Genomic DNA, 13,008 nt, shown 5'->3' with positions numbered 1-13,008 from the left:
GTCAGTGTCCTTTCAGGGGTGAGCTCATGCGACGCATGTACGGGTGGTCGGCGAGCTGGTCGGGCGTGCCCAGCGCAATGAGGCGGCCTGCCTCGAGGATGGCAATCTGGTCGACGCCGGCAATGGATGCTGCACGGTGCGCGATGACCAGGACCGTCTTGCCTTGAACGAGGCGGGTGAGCGCCGCCTGGATATCGGCTTCGGCCTCCGGGTCGGTGAAGGCCGTGGCCTCGTCGAGGACAAGGATGGGGGCGTCGACGAGGAGGGCTCGAGCGATCGCGATTCGCTGAGCTTGGCCGCCAGAGGGATGCGCGTCCTCCCCGATGACGGCATCGAGGCCTCGGGGCAGAGAACGCACGTAGTCGTCGATACGAGCTGCCCCGGCGGCCTCCCACACCGCGTCGTCGCTGGCACCCGGAACGCCGAGCGCGATGTTATCTCGCACGGAGATATCGAGGAGCTGCGGATCCTGGAGGACAAAGGAGACGTGCCGATAGAGAACGTCGGGGGCTATGTCGCGCACGTCGATCCCGCCGATGCGCACGCTCCCCCTGTCCGGGTCGGCGAAGCGCGCGACCAGCGTCGCGAGCGTCGATTTTCCTGAGCCGGAGGAACCCACGAGGGCGGTCACCGAGCCCTCGGGGATCGTCAGGCTCACGTCGTCCAGCGCGAGGGTCGCTCCGTAGGAGAAGGAGACACCGTCGATCTCGATGTCAGCTCGCTGCGGCTCTGCACTTCCCTTAGCGGGCAGCGGATCGACGGAGAGCAGGTCCACGATGCGCAGCGCTGCAGCCCCGGCGATCTGGTAGGCCCACGTCGTCGTCCCCAGAACCTCGATGGCCGCCGGGATGACGAGGGCGATGAGCGCGCAGGTGATGACCTGGACCGGACTCACGATCCCCGTGGCCGCGAGCGCCGAACCGCCCGCCGTGGAGATGAGCAGGATCAGGGAGGGGGACACGGTCGCCTGCCCCAGCGCGGAACCCTTCAGCAGCGGACCGCACCAGTCGACGTAGAAACGGGAGAAGTCCTCGGCGGCCCGTGTGAATCGCTCGTGTGAGCGCCCGACGGTCCCGAACGCCTTGACGACGCTGATGCCGGACACGAATTCGACCATCGTGGACGAGACGCGGGAGAGGTGTCGGTCCATCTCGGCGGTCTTCTCCCCCATGCCTCGCATCATCCACGCGTTGAGGAGTCCGTAGACGGGCAGCGTGGCGATCGACAGGAGTCCGAGTCGCCAGTCGACGACGAAGGCGTAGATGAGCAGGGATGCCGGCGCGCTCACGGCAGCTGCGGATTCGACGGGCGCGTGCGCGATGACCGTGTGCACATCGTGCGTGTCGTCCTGAATGGCCTTGCGCACGGCCCCCGAGTTCGTGGATGTGAACCAGGCGAGGGGCGCTGCGGCGAGGACGCCCACCATGCGCGAGCGCACGATGTGCCCGAAACGCACGTCCGCGAAGTGGGTGACGGTCAGAGCGACGAAATAGATCCCGTAGCGCACGCCGAAGGCACCCGTCAGCCACATGAGTAGCGTCATCACCTCACTGCGGTCCGGGGCAACGCCCGAGCGCGCCGCGTCCAGCAGCACTTCCCCAAGCTGGACGAGGACCACGTAAGGGGCAACCGCGAGCGCACCGTAGATGAGACCGAGCACCCGGGACAGCATCATGGATCCACGGATGGGTGCGGTCAGTTCTTTGAAGGCACGCTGACCCGCCAGGTGGGCCGCGCGCGGGTCTTCCATGCGTGCTCCGTCGTCATGCGGGTCACGTGGGGACGAGGCAGTGGTGTCCTCGCGCTCGTCGGTGTCGTTCATTGGTGGTCTCCTTCGCGAGCACGCTTGGTGCCCATAGGGGTGAGCGTGATGAGTTGGTCCGCGCAGGCTGAGGCGAACTCACCGTCGTGGGTGACGACGATGACGGCTGCGCCTTCGTCCGCGACGCGGCGCAGGGTGGAGGTGATGGAGTCGAGGTGCCGGGCATCAACCCCAGACGTGGGTTCGTCGAGGATGACGACTCGGCGCCCGGTCGCCCGGGCGGCGGCAATGACGAGGCGCTGTTTTTGCCCTCCCGACAGACTCAGCGGATGCCGCTCTCCCAAGTGCGCGAGGTCGAAGTCGGCCAGGAGCTGCTCCCCGGCTTCGCCGCTCGCCTCGGACGCTCCGATCGTCAGTTCACCTGCGAGCGTGTCGGAGAACAGCTGGCGTCCGGTGTCCTGCATGACGAGAGCGCACGCGGCGCGCCGCTGCCGGCGAGTCACCTCCTGGCCGTCCAGGGTGATCGTCCCGGAACCGGGAGCAGCCAGCCCGCACAGCACGCGCACGAGGGTCGTTTTCCCGGCGCCGTTCTCTCCCGCGATGCAGGTGATCTGCCCTGCAGGAAAATCGACGTCAAACCCCTCGAACACACGAGCGTTCCCATAGGAGAAGCTCAGGTCCCGGCAGGACAAACGGGCACGGCCATCAGGCGAGGCCGCGTCCCCGGGGTCCCGCACAGGCACCCACGCCTCGGGAGGCCCAGGGTCCACGAGGGTCCGTAGGCCGAGCGAGCGCCGCTGCGCGTCGTCCAACGAGTAGAACTCCTCGCCAGTCCATCGACGCGTGATCCTTCCGCCCTCCATGAGGAGCACCTGGTCGGCGAGCCCACGCAGGAAGTGGAGGCGATGCTCGACGACGAGGATCGTCATCCCCTGGCCTTTGAGGATCGCGAGGGCGCGTCGCACGTCTGCAATGGCTTCGGGGTCGAGGTTAGATGTCGGTTCGTCGGCGAGGAGGACCGGGGCACCGGATGCCAGGGCGCAGGCGAGCGCCACCTTCTGCAGCTGGCCGCCCGAGAGGGTGGACAGCTTACGGTCCATCAAATCTACGATGCCCATGAGGTCGGCGGCGCGCTCGCTGCTCTCGATCAGGGCCCGGCGGTCGCGGCCGTAGTTTTCCCCGCAGAAGGCCAGTTCCTCGGCGACGGTGTCGCAAAAGAACTGGGTGCGGGGGTTCTGGAAGACCGAGGAGCACAGGTGACCGACCTCGGTCAGGGGAACCTCGGTGAGGTCACGCCCGTTGATCCGCACCGCGCCTTCCAGTTCTCCCGGCGTCATCTGCGGGACGAGGCCGGTGAGCGCCCGCATGAGCGTCGACTTCCCGCAGCCGGAGGACCCGCACACGAGCGTGAGGGTGCCCGGCCGGGCGGACAGGTCGACCCCGGCGAGCGCGTCAACGCGATCACCCGTCAACTCGCTGACGTAGGAGAACGACAGGGATTCAACGTCAATCATGGGAGTACTCCGAGGTAGGCGCTGAACTCAATGGCGAGTACGCCGGCGACGCACACGAGGGTCGCCGCGTCCCAGGCGCTGGCCCGCAGCCGCGTCAGCGAGGTGGGAGGCGTGGGTCCACCCAGGCCTCGGATGACGCTCGAAGCCGCCAGGTCGTCGGCCACGCGCGCGATGGAGGACAGCAGAGGGACGAGGAAGTGCTCGGCGATCACGAGGGGGTGACGCAGAACACCGCGAATCCCGAGGTCAACGCCGCGCATCTCCATCGCCTCGCGAATGGCGACCGCCTCCGCCCCAACCGTAGGGATCACACGGAACGCGACGGCGAGGGCGTCGACGAACACGCGCGGCAGGTGAAGCGCACGCAGCGCCGCTTTCATCTGGCCGATCCGCGTCGTGCGGTACACGTAGAGGGCGAGGCCAAAGCCCGCGAAGAAACGCGCGAACCAGAACGCGATCGCACTGCATGTGCCGATCGCGAGGACCACGCCACGCGGCGAGGCCACGGCCTCGAGCCACGCGACGAGGAGGGGCGAGCCGAGGCTGATTGCGTCGCAGGCGAGGCACCCGAGCCCGGTGCGCGCTGCGGTGGTGCCGCTCACCTCCCACAGGAGGGCAAGCACCGCGAGCAGCTGCACCACCAGAAGCGTGGATGTGGGGCTCGCGCGCATGACGAGCGCGTTGAGGACGAGGAGGGCGAGGAGCTTGGTGCGCGGATCCAGCCTGCTCGCTGACTCGCCTGGGGCGTCCTCAGCGAGCGAGATCTCAGGCAACGCCGGCCTTCGAAAAGTGCTTGCGCAGCAGGAAGCGCCCGATGATTCCACCGATGCACGCGACGATCATCGCGACGACGACCCACCCGCCAATGACTGCGGGGCTAAAGAGCGCCCGCATGCCGTTTGCGTAGTCCTGGCCCATCTGGGAGGCAACATTCGCGTAATAGGCGTCCGGAGCGAAGAAGATCGGAGCGAGCGGACCGATCATCCACAGGGAAAACAGCATGTACGCAGCGATGTTTCGCGGGGCGCTCACGTAACCGCCACCGCGGGCAATGAGGTCGCCCAGGAGGCCAAGGATGAGAGCCGCCGGCACGGTCACCCATGCGTGACCGGTCACCACCATGAGGAAAGCGACGACGCCTCCCATGATCGTGAGCGTGCCGAACATGCGCGAACGCACCAGCATGAGGAGGACGACCGGCCCGTTGAGGAGGAGGCCGACGATCCAGCCGACGAACATGAATGCCGGCCCGAAGAAGCCCAGCATCCCCGAGCACCACATAAGAACGAAGTAGACGGCGGTAAAAGCACCAATCGTGACGGCCGAGCGCGCCTTCGTGACACCCAGCCCCGCAACCTGAGACAATTTCGCGACCCTTCACGAATATAGGTTTATAGAAGCGAATTAAGGTTACCCTATTCAATACCCAGGTTATGTGACCTATGTCCCTCATTTCGCATTCAGGCACGGATCGATCAAGCCACAGACCCCGCTAAAATGCCGGGTCCCCGTGCGCCCATCGCGCACGGGGACCCGAATCGCCTGACTAGCGAGAGAAGCTCACTTGTCCAGCAGGTCCTTGACCTTGGTGACATCCACGGGGATGCCGGGGCCCATCGTCGTGGCGATGGAGCCCTTGATCAGGTAGCGGCCCTTGGAGGAGGACGGCTTGAGGCGCAGAACCTCATCCAGGACGGCGGCGTAGTTCTCGGTGAGCTGCTCGGCCGAGAAGGAGGCCTTGCCGACGATGAACGCCAGGTTGGCGTGCTTGTCGACGCGGAACTCGATACGACCGCCCTTGATCTCCTTCACGGCCTTCGCGACATCCATGGTCACGGTGCCCGTCTTGGGGTTCGGCATGAGGCCGCGGGGGCCGAGGACGCGGCCGAGGCGGCCGACCTTGCCCATCAGGTCGGGGGTGGCGACGGCGACATCGAAGTCGGTGTAGCCCTTGGCGACCTTCTCGATGAGCTCGTCGCCGCCGACCTCGTCGGCGCCTGCGTCGATCGCTTCCTGAGCGCGCGGACCAACGGCGAAGACCAAGACCCGGGCGGTCTTGCCGGTGCCGTGCGGCAGGGAAACGGTGCCGCGGACCATCTGGTCCGCCTGGCGAGGATCGACACCCAGTCGGAAGACGACCTCAACGGTCGAGTCAAACTTGGTGACGGTGGTCTCCTTGGCCAGCTTCATGGCCTCGAAGGGGGTGTACAGCACGTCCGCGTGGACCTTCTCGGCCGCTGCGCGGTAGCTCTTGGAGCGCTTGGTCATTCTGCTTCTTCTCCTTGCAGTCGTGGGTGTCGGGCAGCGCCTGCCCTACCACGGGGGGGTGGTTGGTGTCAGCCTTCGACGGTGATGCCCATGGAGCGGGCGGTGCCGGCGATGATCTTGGCGGCGGCCTCGACGTCGTTGGCGTTGAGGTCAGCCATCTTGGACTCGCCGATCTCGCGAGCCTGAGCCATGGTGATCGAACCAACCTTGGCGGTGTTGGGGGTGCCGGAACCCTTCTGGACGCCGGCGGCCTTCTTGATGAGCTCGGCGGCGGGCGGCGTCTTGAGGACGAACGTGAAAGAACGATCCTCGTAGACGGTGATCTCGACGGGGATGATGTTTCCACGCTGAGACTCGGTGGCCGCGTTGTACGCCTTGGTGAACTCGACGATGTTCACGCCGTGCTGGCCCAGCGCGGGGCCGACGGGCGGTGCGGGGGTGGCGGCGCCGGCTGCGATCTGAAGCTTGATCAGGCCGGTGACCTTCTTCTTCGGTGCCATGAATGCGGGTCTTTCTACTGAAGTTCTGGCCGACGGATGCCGGTCAGGTCGGCGCGACGGGCGGCGTCCCACTGGGTTCCAGCGGACACACTACGCCCAACGCACACAAAAGTGAATCATAACGCGATTCCGGACCTGATCCCAAGTCCGGGTGCGTGATGTCACTGCTCGAGCTTCTCCACCTGGTCGAAGCCGAGCTCGAGCGGCGTCTCGCGCTCGAAGATGGTGACGAGAACCTTGAGCTTCTGCGTCTCGGGCATGATCTCGGAGATCGTGGCCGACATGGTCTCGAAGGGCCCGTCGATGACCGTGACGATCTCGCCGACCTCGTACTGGGTCTGGACCGCCTGCACGGGAGCGGGCTGATCCTTGGCGGCCTCGGCGGCCTCCTCCAGCACGTTGGGCGTCAGGAGCATGACGACCTCGTCAATGGACAGCGGCACGGGATTGTGCTGGTCGCCGACGAAGCCTGTGACGGCGGGCGTCTCCTTCACGACCCGGTAGGAGGCCTCGTTGAAGTCCATGCACACGATCGCGTAGCCGGGGATGCGGACGTGGCGAACGCGCTTCTTCGCGGTGCCGCGATACTCCATGACGTACTCGTCCGGGACCTCGACGGCGAAGATGTAGTCCTCCATGTTCTGGGTCGTGATGCGTTGCTCGAGGTTGGCCTTCACCTTGCGCTCGTGGCCGGAGTACGTGTGGATCACGTACCAGTCGCCGGGAGACATGTAGAGCTTGCGACGCAGCTTGGCGATGGCCTCTTCCTCGGCCGAGGCTTCCTCTTCCGCCCCGGATTCTTCTTCTGATCCGGATTCTTCTGCGGCGACCTCGTTGATCACCTCGTCGACGACCTCCTGAGCCGCTCCGCCTGCCAGCGCATCAGCGGTCTCCTGCTCGACCTTTTCCTGGGTCTCTTCGAGGGTCTGTTCCTCGGTGTAGTTCTCGTCGCTCACGGTGTTCCTCCTACGAAGTGGGGCCGGACCGTGAAAGAAACCCGCCTGCAGGTTCCTGCGGGCGGGTTCGTCGGTCTCAGCCGAAGATCAATGCACTTAGCTTACCGAATCCGAAGTCGAGTAGGCCAGCGAAAAGCATGATTGCGGCGACAAACACAACGACGACGACGAAGTACGTCCAGGTCTCGGAAGCCGTCGGATAGGTCACCTTCTTCATCTCGTCAATGACCTGCTTGAAGAAGAGCCAGATGCGACCAAAGAAGCCGGGGCGCTTCGCATTCTCGCCGACGGCCTCACCGCGCTTGCGGGTTGCCTCGCTCTTCGTGCGATCTCGGCGCGAGGATTCGGCGCCCGATGCAACACGTTCAGCCATGTGGATCCTCCTGCGAAAATAATAGCCTTAGTCGCAGGGCAGGCGGGACTCGAACCCACAACCGCCGGTTTTGGAGACCGGTGCGCTACCAATTGCGCCACTGCCCTACGCAGGAAAACCTGCCTGACGAACACTAGTGGATAAGGAAGCGTTTTGTCCACCGGAGGATCGCGCTCCCGCGTCGCACGGCCCGCGAAATCGGCTCCGAGGCCTCGCATGAGAGGTAGAACACGCGCACATTGCGTGTGCGCGTAGCCCCGTCGCGCCCGACGTGGGACCATGGAGGGGTGACCACAACTCCTCGCACCCGTGTCTCTGATCGTTTCAACGCCATCACTCCGTCTGCGACGCTGGCCGTGGACGCCAAGGCGAAGGCCCTCAAGGCCGCCGGACGCCCCGTCATCGGCTTTGGCGCGGGCGAACCGGACTTCGCCACGCCGGACTACATCGTCGAGGCCGCCGTGAAGGCCGCTCGTAATCCGGCGATGCACCGCTACACTCCCGCCGCCGGTCTGCCTGCCCTGCGCGAGGCAATCGCCGCCAAGACCCTGCGCGACTCCGGCTACGAGGTCTCGCCCTCCGACATCGTCGTCACCAACGGCGGCAAGCAGGCCGTATTCCAGGCCTTCGCCGCCCTGCTCGGCCCAGGCGACGAGGCAATCCTGCCAACGCCGTACTGGACCACCTATCCCGAGGTGGTCAAGCTCGCGGGAGCCACCCCGGTCGAGGTATTCGCCGGAGCGGAGTCCGACTACAAGGTCACCGTTGAGCAGCTTGAGGCCGCGCGCACGCCGCGCACCAAGGTCCTGCTGGTGTGCTCGCCGTCCAACCCGACGGGAAGCGTCTACACACCCGAGGAGCTGACCGCGATCGGGCGGTGGGCCCTCGAGCACGGCATCTGGGTGATCTCCGATGAGATCTACGAGCACCTGCTGTACGAGGATGCCCGAAGCGCGCACATCGTCAAGCTCGTGCCGGAGCTGGCCGACCAGGCCGTCATCCTCAACGGCGTCGCTAAGACCTACGCGATGACCGGCTGGCGAGTGGGCTGGATGATCGGCCCCTCCGACGTCATCAAGGCCGCGCTGTCCTTCCAGTCGCACCTGACCTCGAACGTCAACAACATCGCGCAGGAGGCCGCACGCGCCGCCGTGTCCGGGTCCCTGGACGCCGTGAGCGAGATGCGCGTCGCCTTCGACCGCCGCCGCCGCACGATCGTCGACATGCTGCGCCAGATCGAGGGTTTCGACGTTCCCACCCCCAAGGGAGCGTTCTACGCCTACCCCAGCGTCGAGCGCCTGCTCGGCAGGGAGATTCGCGGTCGCGTCGCCCACACCTCCGGGGAGCTCGCAGACCTGATTCTCGACGAGGTTGAGGTCGCTGCCGTTCCCGGCGAGGCGTTCGGGCGCTCCGGCTTCCTGCGTTTCTCCTACGCCTTGTCAGACGATGACCTGGTCGAGGGCATCGGCCGCGTTCAGGAGCTCTTCGCCTGATGCGCCTCTCCTTCGAACGCGCGGACGAGGACGCACGTGGGACAGTTCTCCTCTCCCACGGCTACGCGGAGCACTCCGGGCGCTACACCCACCTGCGCTCCGCCCTTACCCGCGCGGGATACGATGTCGCCTTCTACGACCACGCGGGCCACGGGACCTCAGACGGGCCCCGCGCCCGCGTGGACGTGGGCGCGCTCATCCGCGACTTCGGCGACGCCCGGCGCGAGGCACTGGCGCACGCCCGCACGCCGGACCTGTTCCTGTTCGGACACTCGATGGGCGGGCTCATCGCTGCGGCCTCGACCATCCTTGACCCGACGCGGCTGCGCGGCACGGTGCTCTCCGCTCCGGCGCTGCGCCCCCTCCCCCACGTCGACCCTGCCCGTGCCCGCATGCTGCTGCCTCTCGCGAGGCTGCGCCCCGGCCTCATCGTCGCCAAGGGGGCGTCCGACATGGCGGTTTCCCCGCTGTCTCGAGACCCCGAGGTTCAGCGCGCCTTCGACGCCGACCCGCTGACCTACGTGGGGGGCGTGCCCATCCTCACGGGCCTGACCTTGATCCTCCAGGGCGACGAGGTGCTGCGGCGCGCCGACCGCCTGCGCACTCCGACCTTGGTCATGCACGGGTCGCACGACCTCATGGCGGACCTGCGGGGCTCGCGCGATCTCGTGCGGGGCGCGCTCGCCGCCCACCCGAGGGCCGACATCCACCTGCGCATCGTTGACGGCGCCTACCACGAGCTGCTCAACGAACCCGAGGGGCCCGGCCTGATCCGCGACATCATCATCTGGCTCGGGGAGCACTGAGCCGTGGCGACGCCCGCGGTGCCAAACCTCACCGCCCCACGCCCGACGCCGCCGGGCAGGCGCGACCTCGCAACCTTGCCCAAGGCGCACCTGCACCTGCACTTCACGGGGGCCATGCGCCCCTCGACGATGATCGATATGGCCGCCTCCCAGCGCGTGCGCCTCCCCCCTCACCTGCTGCACATCGACGCCGCATCCATGCCGGCCGACGGGCGCGGTTGGTTCCGCTTCCAGCGCGCCTACGACTCCGCGCGCCACCTCGTGCGCTCCGAGGCCGCGATGCGCCGGCTCGTCCGCGAGGCAGCCGAAGACGACGCCGCCGAGGGATCCGTCCGCATGGAGATTCAGGCCGACCCCACCAGCTATGCCCCCTACGTCGGCGGCATCACCCCCGCGCTCGAGATCATCATCGACGAGGCCCGCTCGGCCTCGCACGATACCGGCGTGGATATCGGGGTGATCGTCGCCGCGTCGCGCATGAAGCACCCGTTGGACGCGCGCACCCTCGCGCGCCTGGCCGCGTCGTTCGCGGGCGACGGCCCTGGAGACGTCGTGGGCTTTGGCCTCTCAAACGACGAGCGCGTGGGTTCCACGGCCTCCTTCGCTCCCGCGTTCCGCATTGCGCGCCGTGCTGGGCTCGTCGGTGTCCCACACGGCGGCGAGCTCCTGGGGCCTTCCTCCGTGCGCGAGGTTGTCTCCTCCCTGGCCCCGGCCCGCCTCGGGCACGGGGTGCGCACCAGCGAAGATCCGGCGCTCCTGCGCGCCGTCATCGACGAGGGCATCGCCCTGGAGGTATGTCCCACGTCGAACGTGCACCTGGGCGTGTACACGGATTTCTCTCAGGTGCCGCTGCCGACGCTGATCTCAGCGGGGGCTCGGATCGCGCTGGCTGCCGACGACCCGCTGCTGTTCCGTTCGCGCCTGGTCGCCCAGTACGAGGTGGCCCGCGACGTGTTCGGCCTGTCCGACGAGGCCCTGGCAGACCTGGCGCGGTCTTCTATCGAAGCGTCGCTGGCCTCGCCCTCGCGCAAGGCGGCGTGGAAGGCCGACATTGACGCGTGGCTCGCGGCGCCTGCGGCGTAGGTGGTTCTCGGGGCGCACGAGGGTGTTCGCCTTGCGGTGGAGCGTGCCCGCGTCACTCCTGGGCCAACGCCACCGAGCCCCTGCTGGCGTCGGCGAGCCTGCTCCTCCGCATGCGGCGGCCTACCGGACGCGGCAGCCGGGTTGTTGGCGCCGTCGCGTCGGCGGAGGTCAGCCCTCAAGCGAGTTAGGAAACACTCATGCCGCACGAGGACCGTAACCACTTCCCGCAGCAGGCCACCACGCGGATAGGTTATGAGGACATGGATAGGTTATGAGGACATGGATAGGTTATGAGGATACGGATAGGTTATGAGGATACGGATAGGCTATGAGGCTATCCGCAAGCGAACAACCTATCCGCATCGTGACAACCTATCCGCGAAAGCGGAGACAGCGCAGAAGCGGACGGTTGCCTGCGGGGCCTGAGTCAACCTATCCGCGAGCGCTGGGCGCGGCGGCCGTTGCACAACTGCTGCCTTCCCACGAACGTCGGCGAACGGCTGGCACGTCACTGTCGCCGCGGCCTCGTCCCATTGCCCGCTCCCCGCGAACGCCGGCGAAACGGCATTGCTACCTGCACGTCGGGCTTGCCCGCATGCCCCGCCACGAAAGCTACCCCTCCGCGCCAGCCGGACGTTCGATGAACTTGCTCGCCAAACGATGCACCTGCCTGACGTCCTCGCCTGCGAGGTCCCCGGTCTCCAGTTCGGCTGCGGTCATCTCGGGGAACTTCCTACCGATGTCCCGAAGCGCGTTGCCCACCGACCTTCTGACGTAGTCGCTCACGTCGCCTCTGAGCCTCGCGAGTCTCCGGATCGCTTCGCGCGGGTTGTCGCGAACGTACGGTCGGCTCGTTTATATCCGCAAGCCCTCGGTGACTGCCCGGCGACTGGCACGTTAACCCACCTCTGCGCAGTTTAACCCACCTCGTGGAGCCTGGGCACCCGCGCCCACGTGCCACCTAGTGGGTTAACGTGCGCAGTAAGTGGGCCCACACCGCCACCTCGTGGGTTAACGTGCGTGCGGGGAGCCTCTGTCGGCTCGCAGAGAGCTCCGGCGGACACACCCACGCTCCGGAACACCGCGCAAGTAGACCCACGCTCCGGAACACCGCGCAAGTAGGCCCATGCACCGACAGGCGGGTGCGCCGAGGAGCTACCAGGTGATGCCGACCGCGACCGGCTCGGGAACGAGGGTCACGCCGAACGCGTCACTTACCCGCTCGCGCACGGCGCGGGCCAGGGCCTCGATGTCGGCGGCGCTCGCGCCGCCCCTGTTCGTCAGGGCCAGGACGTGCTTGGTGGACAGGGACGCGCGCGGCGGGTCCCCGGCCTCGGGCAGGTGGAAGCCGCGAGCGCAGCCCGCGTGGTCGATGAGCCAGGCGGCGCTCGTCTTGACCAGGCCCTCCCCCGCGCTAAAACGGGGCGCGTCCTCGGGGAGGGAGGCGGCGACGGCCTCGGGAAGGATCGGGTTCGTGAAGAAGGAACCGGCGCTCCACGTGTCGTGGTCGCCCGGGTCCAGGACCATGCCCTTGCCGCGGCGCAGCTCCAGGACGGTCGAGCGGACCAGGGACGCGTCGCCGCGTGACCCGGCCTCGACACCGAGGCGACGCGCCAGCTCGGCGTACATGACGGGGGCGCTCAGGGGCGAGCGCTCGAGGCGGAAGTCCACGGAAAGGACCACCCAGCGGCCGGTGGGGCCCCACGGGCGACCATTCAAGCCCTCCTCGCCGACGCTGCGCTTGATGGCCGAGGAACGGTATGCGAAGCCGAGGTCGCCGGGCAGGAGACGCACGACAATGCCCGTCCGCCGGTCGTAGGCTTCGACGCTCTCGATGGTTTCGGCGACCTCATGGCCGTAGGCTCCCACGTTCTGCACGGGCGAGGCTCCCACGGTCCCAGGGATGCCGGACAGCGCCTCAATGCCGGAAAGACCCTCGGCCAGGGTCCAGGACACGAACTCGTCCCAGACCACGCCCGCGGCCGCGCGAACGATGACGGAGCCGTCCGAGGCCTCGTGCACGATGGACGCAACCTCTCCGGCGCGGCGCACGGTGAGAACCGTGCCCTCGAAGGGGTCATCTGAGGCCAGCAGGTTCGACCCGCCCCCCACCACGAGAAGGCGTGCACCGGCTTCGTCGGCGCCGCGCACCGCTTCAACCAGCTCGTCGGGGGAGGTCGCGGTCACGAGACGGGAGATGCGCCCGCCCACGCGCAGGGTCGTCAGGTCAGCAAGGGTCATCATACCCCCAAG

General features: G+C 67.3%; 13 protein-coding genes and 1 tRNA gene. 3 read left to right on the top strand and 11 right to left on the bottom strand.

What is annotated here, in order from left to right; translation table 11 throughout:
* Nucleotide 1: 1 nt before the first annotated feature.
* From NQK35_RS10425 to NQK35_RS10385, 9 genes are all read right to left on the bottom strand, one after another.
* A complete protein-coding gene (locus tag NQK35_RS10425) occupies nucleotides 2-1,822 on the bottom strand; it encodes an ABC transporter ATP-binding protein (protein ID WP_257114132.1) in 1,821 nt (606 codons plus the stop codon).
* A complete protein-coding gene (locus NQK35_RS10420) occupies nucleotides 1,819-3,276 on the bottom strand; it encodes an ABC transporter ATP-binding protein (protein WP_257114131.1) in 1,458 nt (485 codons plus the stop codon). The genes NQK35_RS10425 and NQK35_RS10420 overlap by 4 nt, the downstream gene beginning before the upstream one ends.
* Nucleotides 3,273-4,049, bottom strand: a complete 777-nt coding sequence (locus NQK35_RS10415; protein ID WP_257114130.1) for an energy-coupling factor transporter transmembrane component T family protein — start codon at nucleotides 4,047-4,049, stop codon at nucleotides 3,273-3,275. The genes NQK35_RS10420 and NQK35_RS10415 overlap by 4 nt, the downstream gene beginning before the upstream one ends.
* Nucleotides 4,042-4,641, bottom strand: a complete 600-nt coding sequence (locus tag NQK35_RS10410; protein ID WP_009212422.1) for an MptD family putative ECF transporter S component — start codon at nucleotides 4,639-4,641, stop codon at nucleotides 4,042-4,044. Before NQK35_RS10410 ends, NQK35_RS10415 begins: the two co-directional genes overlap by 8 nt.
* 195 nt (nucleotides 4,642-4,836) lie before the next feature.
* A complete protein-coding gene (gene rplA, locus NQK35_RS10405; RefSeq protein WP_257114129.1) occupies nucleotides 4,837-5,544 on the bottom strand; it encodes a 50S ribosomal protein L1 in 708 nt (235 codons plus the stop codon).
* A gap of 68 nt (nucleotides 5,545-5,612) precedes the next feature.
* A complete protein-coding gene (gene rplK / locus NQK35_RS10400; RefSeq protein ID WP_009212424.1) occupies nucleotides 5,613-6,044 on the bottom strand; it encodes a 50S ribosomal protein L11 in 432 nt (143 codons plus the stop codon).
* Between the two features lie 161 nt (nucleotides 6,045-6,205).
* The gene (gene nusG / locus NQK35_RS10395) at nucleotides 6,206-7,000 is read right to left on the bottom strand and encodes a transcription termination/antitermination protein NusG (protein ID WP_257114128.1); all 795 of its coding nucleotides are present in this window, start codon (nucleotides 6,998-7,000) and stop codon (nucleotides 6,206-6,208) included.
* A gap of 76 nt (nucleotides 7,001-7,076) precedes the next feature.
* Nucleotides 7,077-7,373, bottom strand: coding sequence for a preprotein translocase subunit SecE (gene secE / locus NQK35_RS10390; RefSeq protein ID WP_048770684.1), 297 nt, complete (start codon nucleotides 7,371-7,373; stop codon nucleotides 7,077-7,079).
* Nucleotides 7,374-7,407: 34 nt separating this feature from the next.
* Nucleotides 7,408-7,480: transfer RNA gene (locus tag NQK35_RS10385), tRNA-Trp, on the bottom strand.
* Between the two features lie 180 nt (nucleotides 7,481-7,660).
* On the opposite strand from NQK35_RS10385, the gene NQK35_RS10380 reads away from it, so the two are divergent.
* From NQK35_RS10380 to NQK35_RS10370, 3 genes are read left to right on the top strand one after another with little or no spacing between them, the layout of a single operon-like run.
* Nucleotides 7,661-8,866: a pyridoxal phosphate-dependent aminotransferase gene (locus NQK35_RS10380; protein ID WP_009212427.1), complete on the top strand. Its 1,206-nt coding sequence runs from the start codon at nucleotides 7,661-7,663 to the stop codon at nucleotides 8,864-8,866.
* Nucleotides 8,866-9,672, top strand: coding sequence for an alpha/beta hydrolase (locus NQK35_RS10375; protein WP_009212428.1), 807 nt, complete (start codon nucleotides 8,866-8,868; stop codon nucleotides 9,670-9,672). Before NQK35_RS10380 ends, NQK35_RS10375 begins: the two co-directional genes overlap by 1 nt.
* A gap of 3 nt (nucleotides 9,673-9,675) precedes the next feature.
* Nucleotides 9,676-10,755 carry an adenosine deaminase gene (locus NQK35_RS10370; RefSeq protein WP_257114127.1) on the top strand — a complete coding sequence of 360 codons (1,080 nt, stop codon included), beginning with the start codon at nucleotides 9,676-9,678 and terminating at the stop codon, nucleotides 10,753-10,755.
* A gap of 612 nt (nucleotides 10,756-11,367) precedes the next feature.
* Here NQK35_RS10370 and NQK35_RS10365 read toward each other — a convergent pair.
* Both NQK35_RS10365 and NQK35_RS10360 read right to left on the bottom strand, forming a co-directional pair.
* Entirely contained in the window at nucleotides 11,368-11,541 is a 174-nt protein-coding gene (locus tag NQK35_RS10365) for a hypothetical protein (protein WP_257114126.1), read from the bottom strand.
* A 369-nt stretch (nucleotides 11,542-11,910) separates the two neighbouring features.
* On the bottom strand, nucleotides 11,911-12,999 hold the full coding sequence (locus tag NQK35_RS10360; protein ID WP_257114125.1) for a UDP-N-acetylmuramate dehydrogenase: 1,089 nt from the start codon (nucleotides 12,997-12,999) through the stop codon (nucleotides 11,911-11,913).
* Nucleotides 13,000-13,008 lie beyond the last annotated feature (9 nt).

Origin of the sequence: Schaalia odontolytica (genome assembly GCF_024584435.1) — a bacterium.
Classification (GTDB): Bacteria; Actinomycetota; Actinomycetes; order Actinomycetales; family Actinomycetaceae; genus Pauljensenia.
This window is presented reverse-complemented; position numbering and strand designations above follow the sequence as displayed.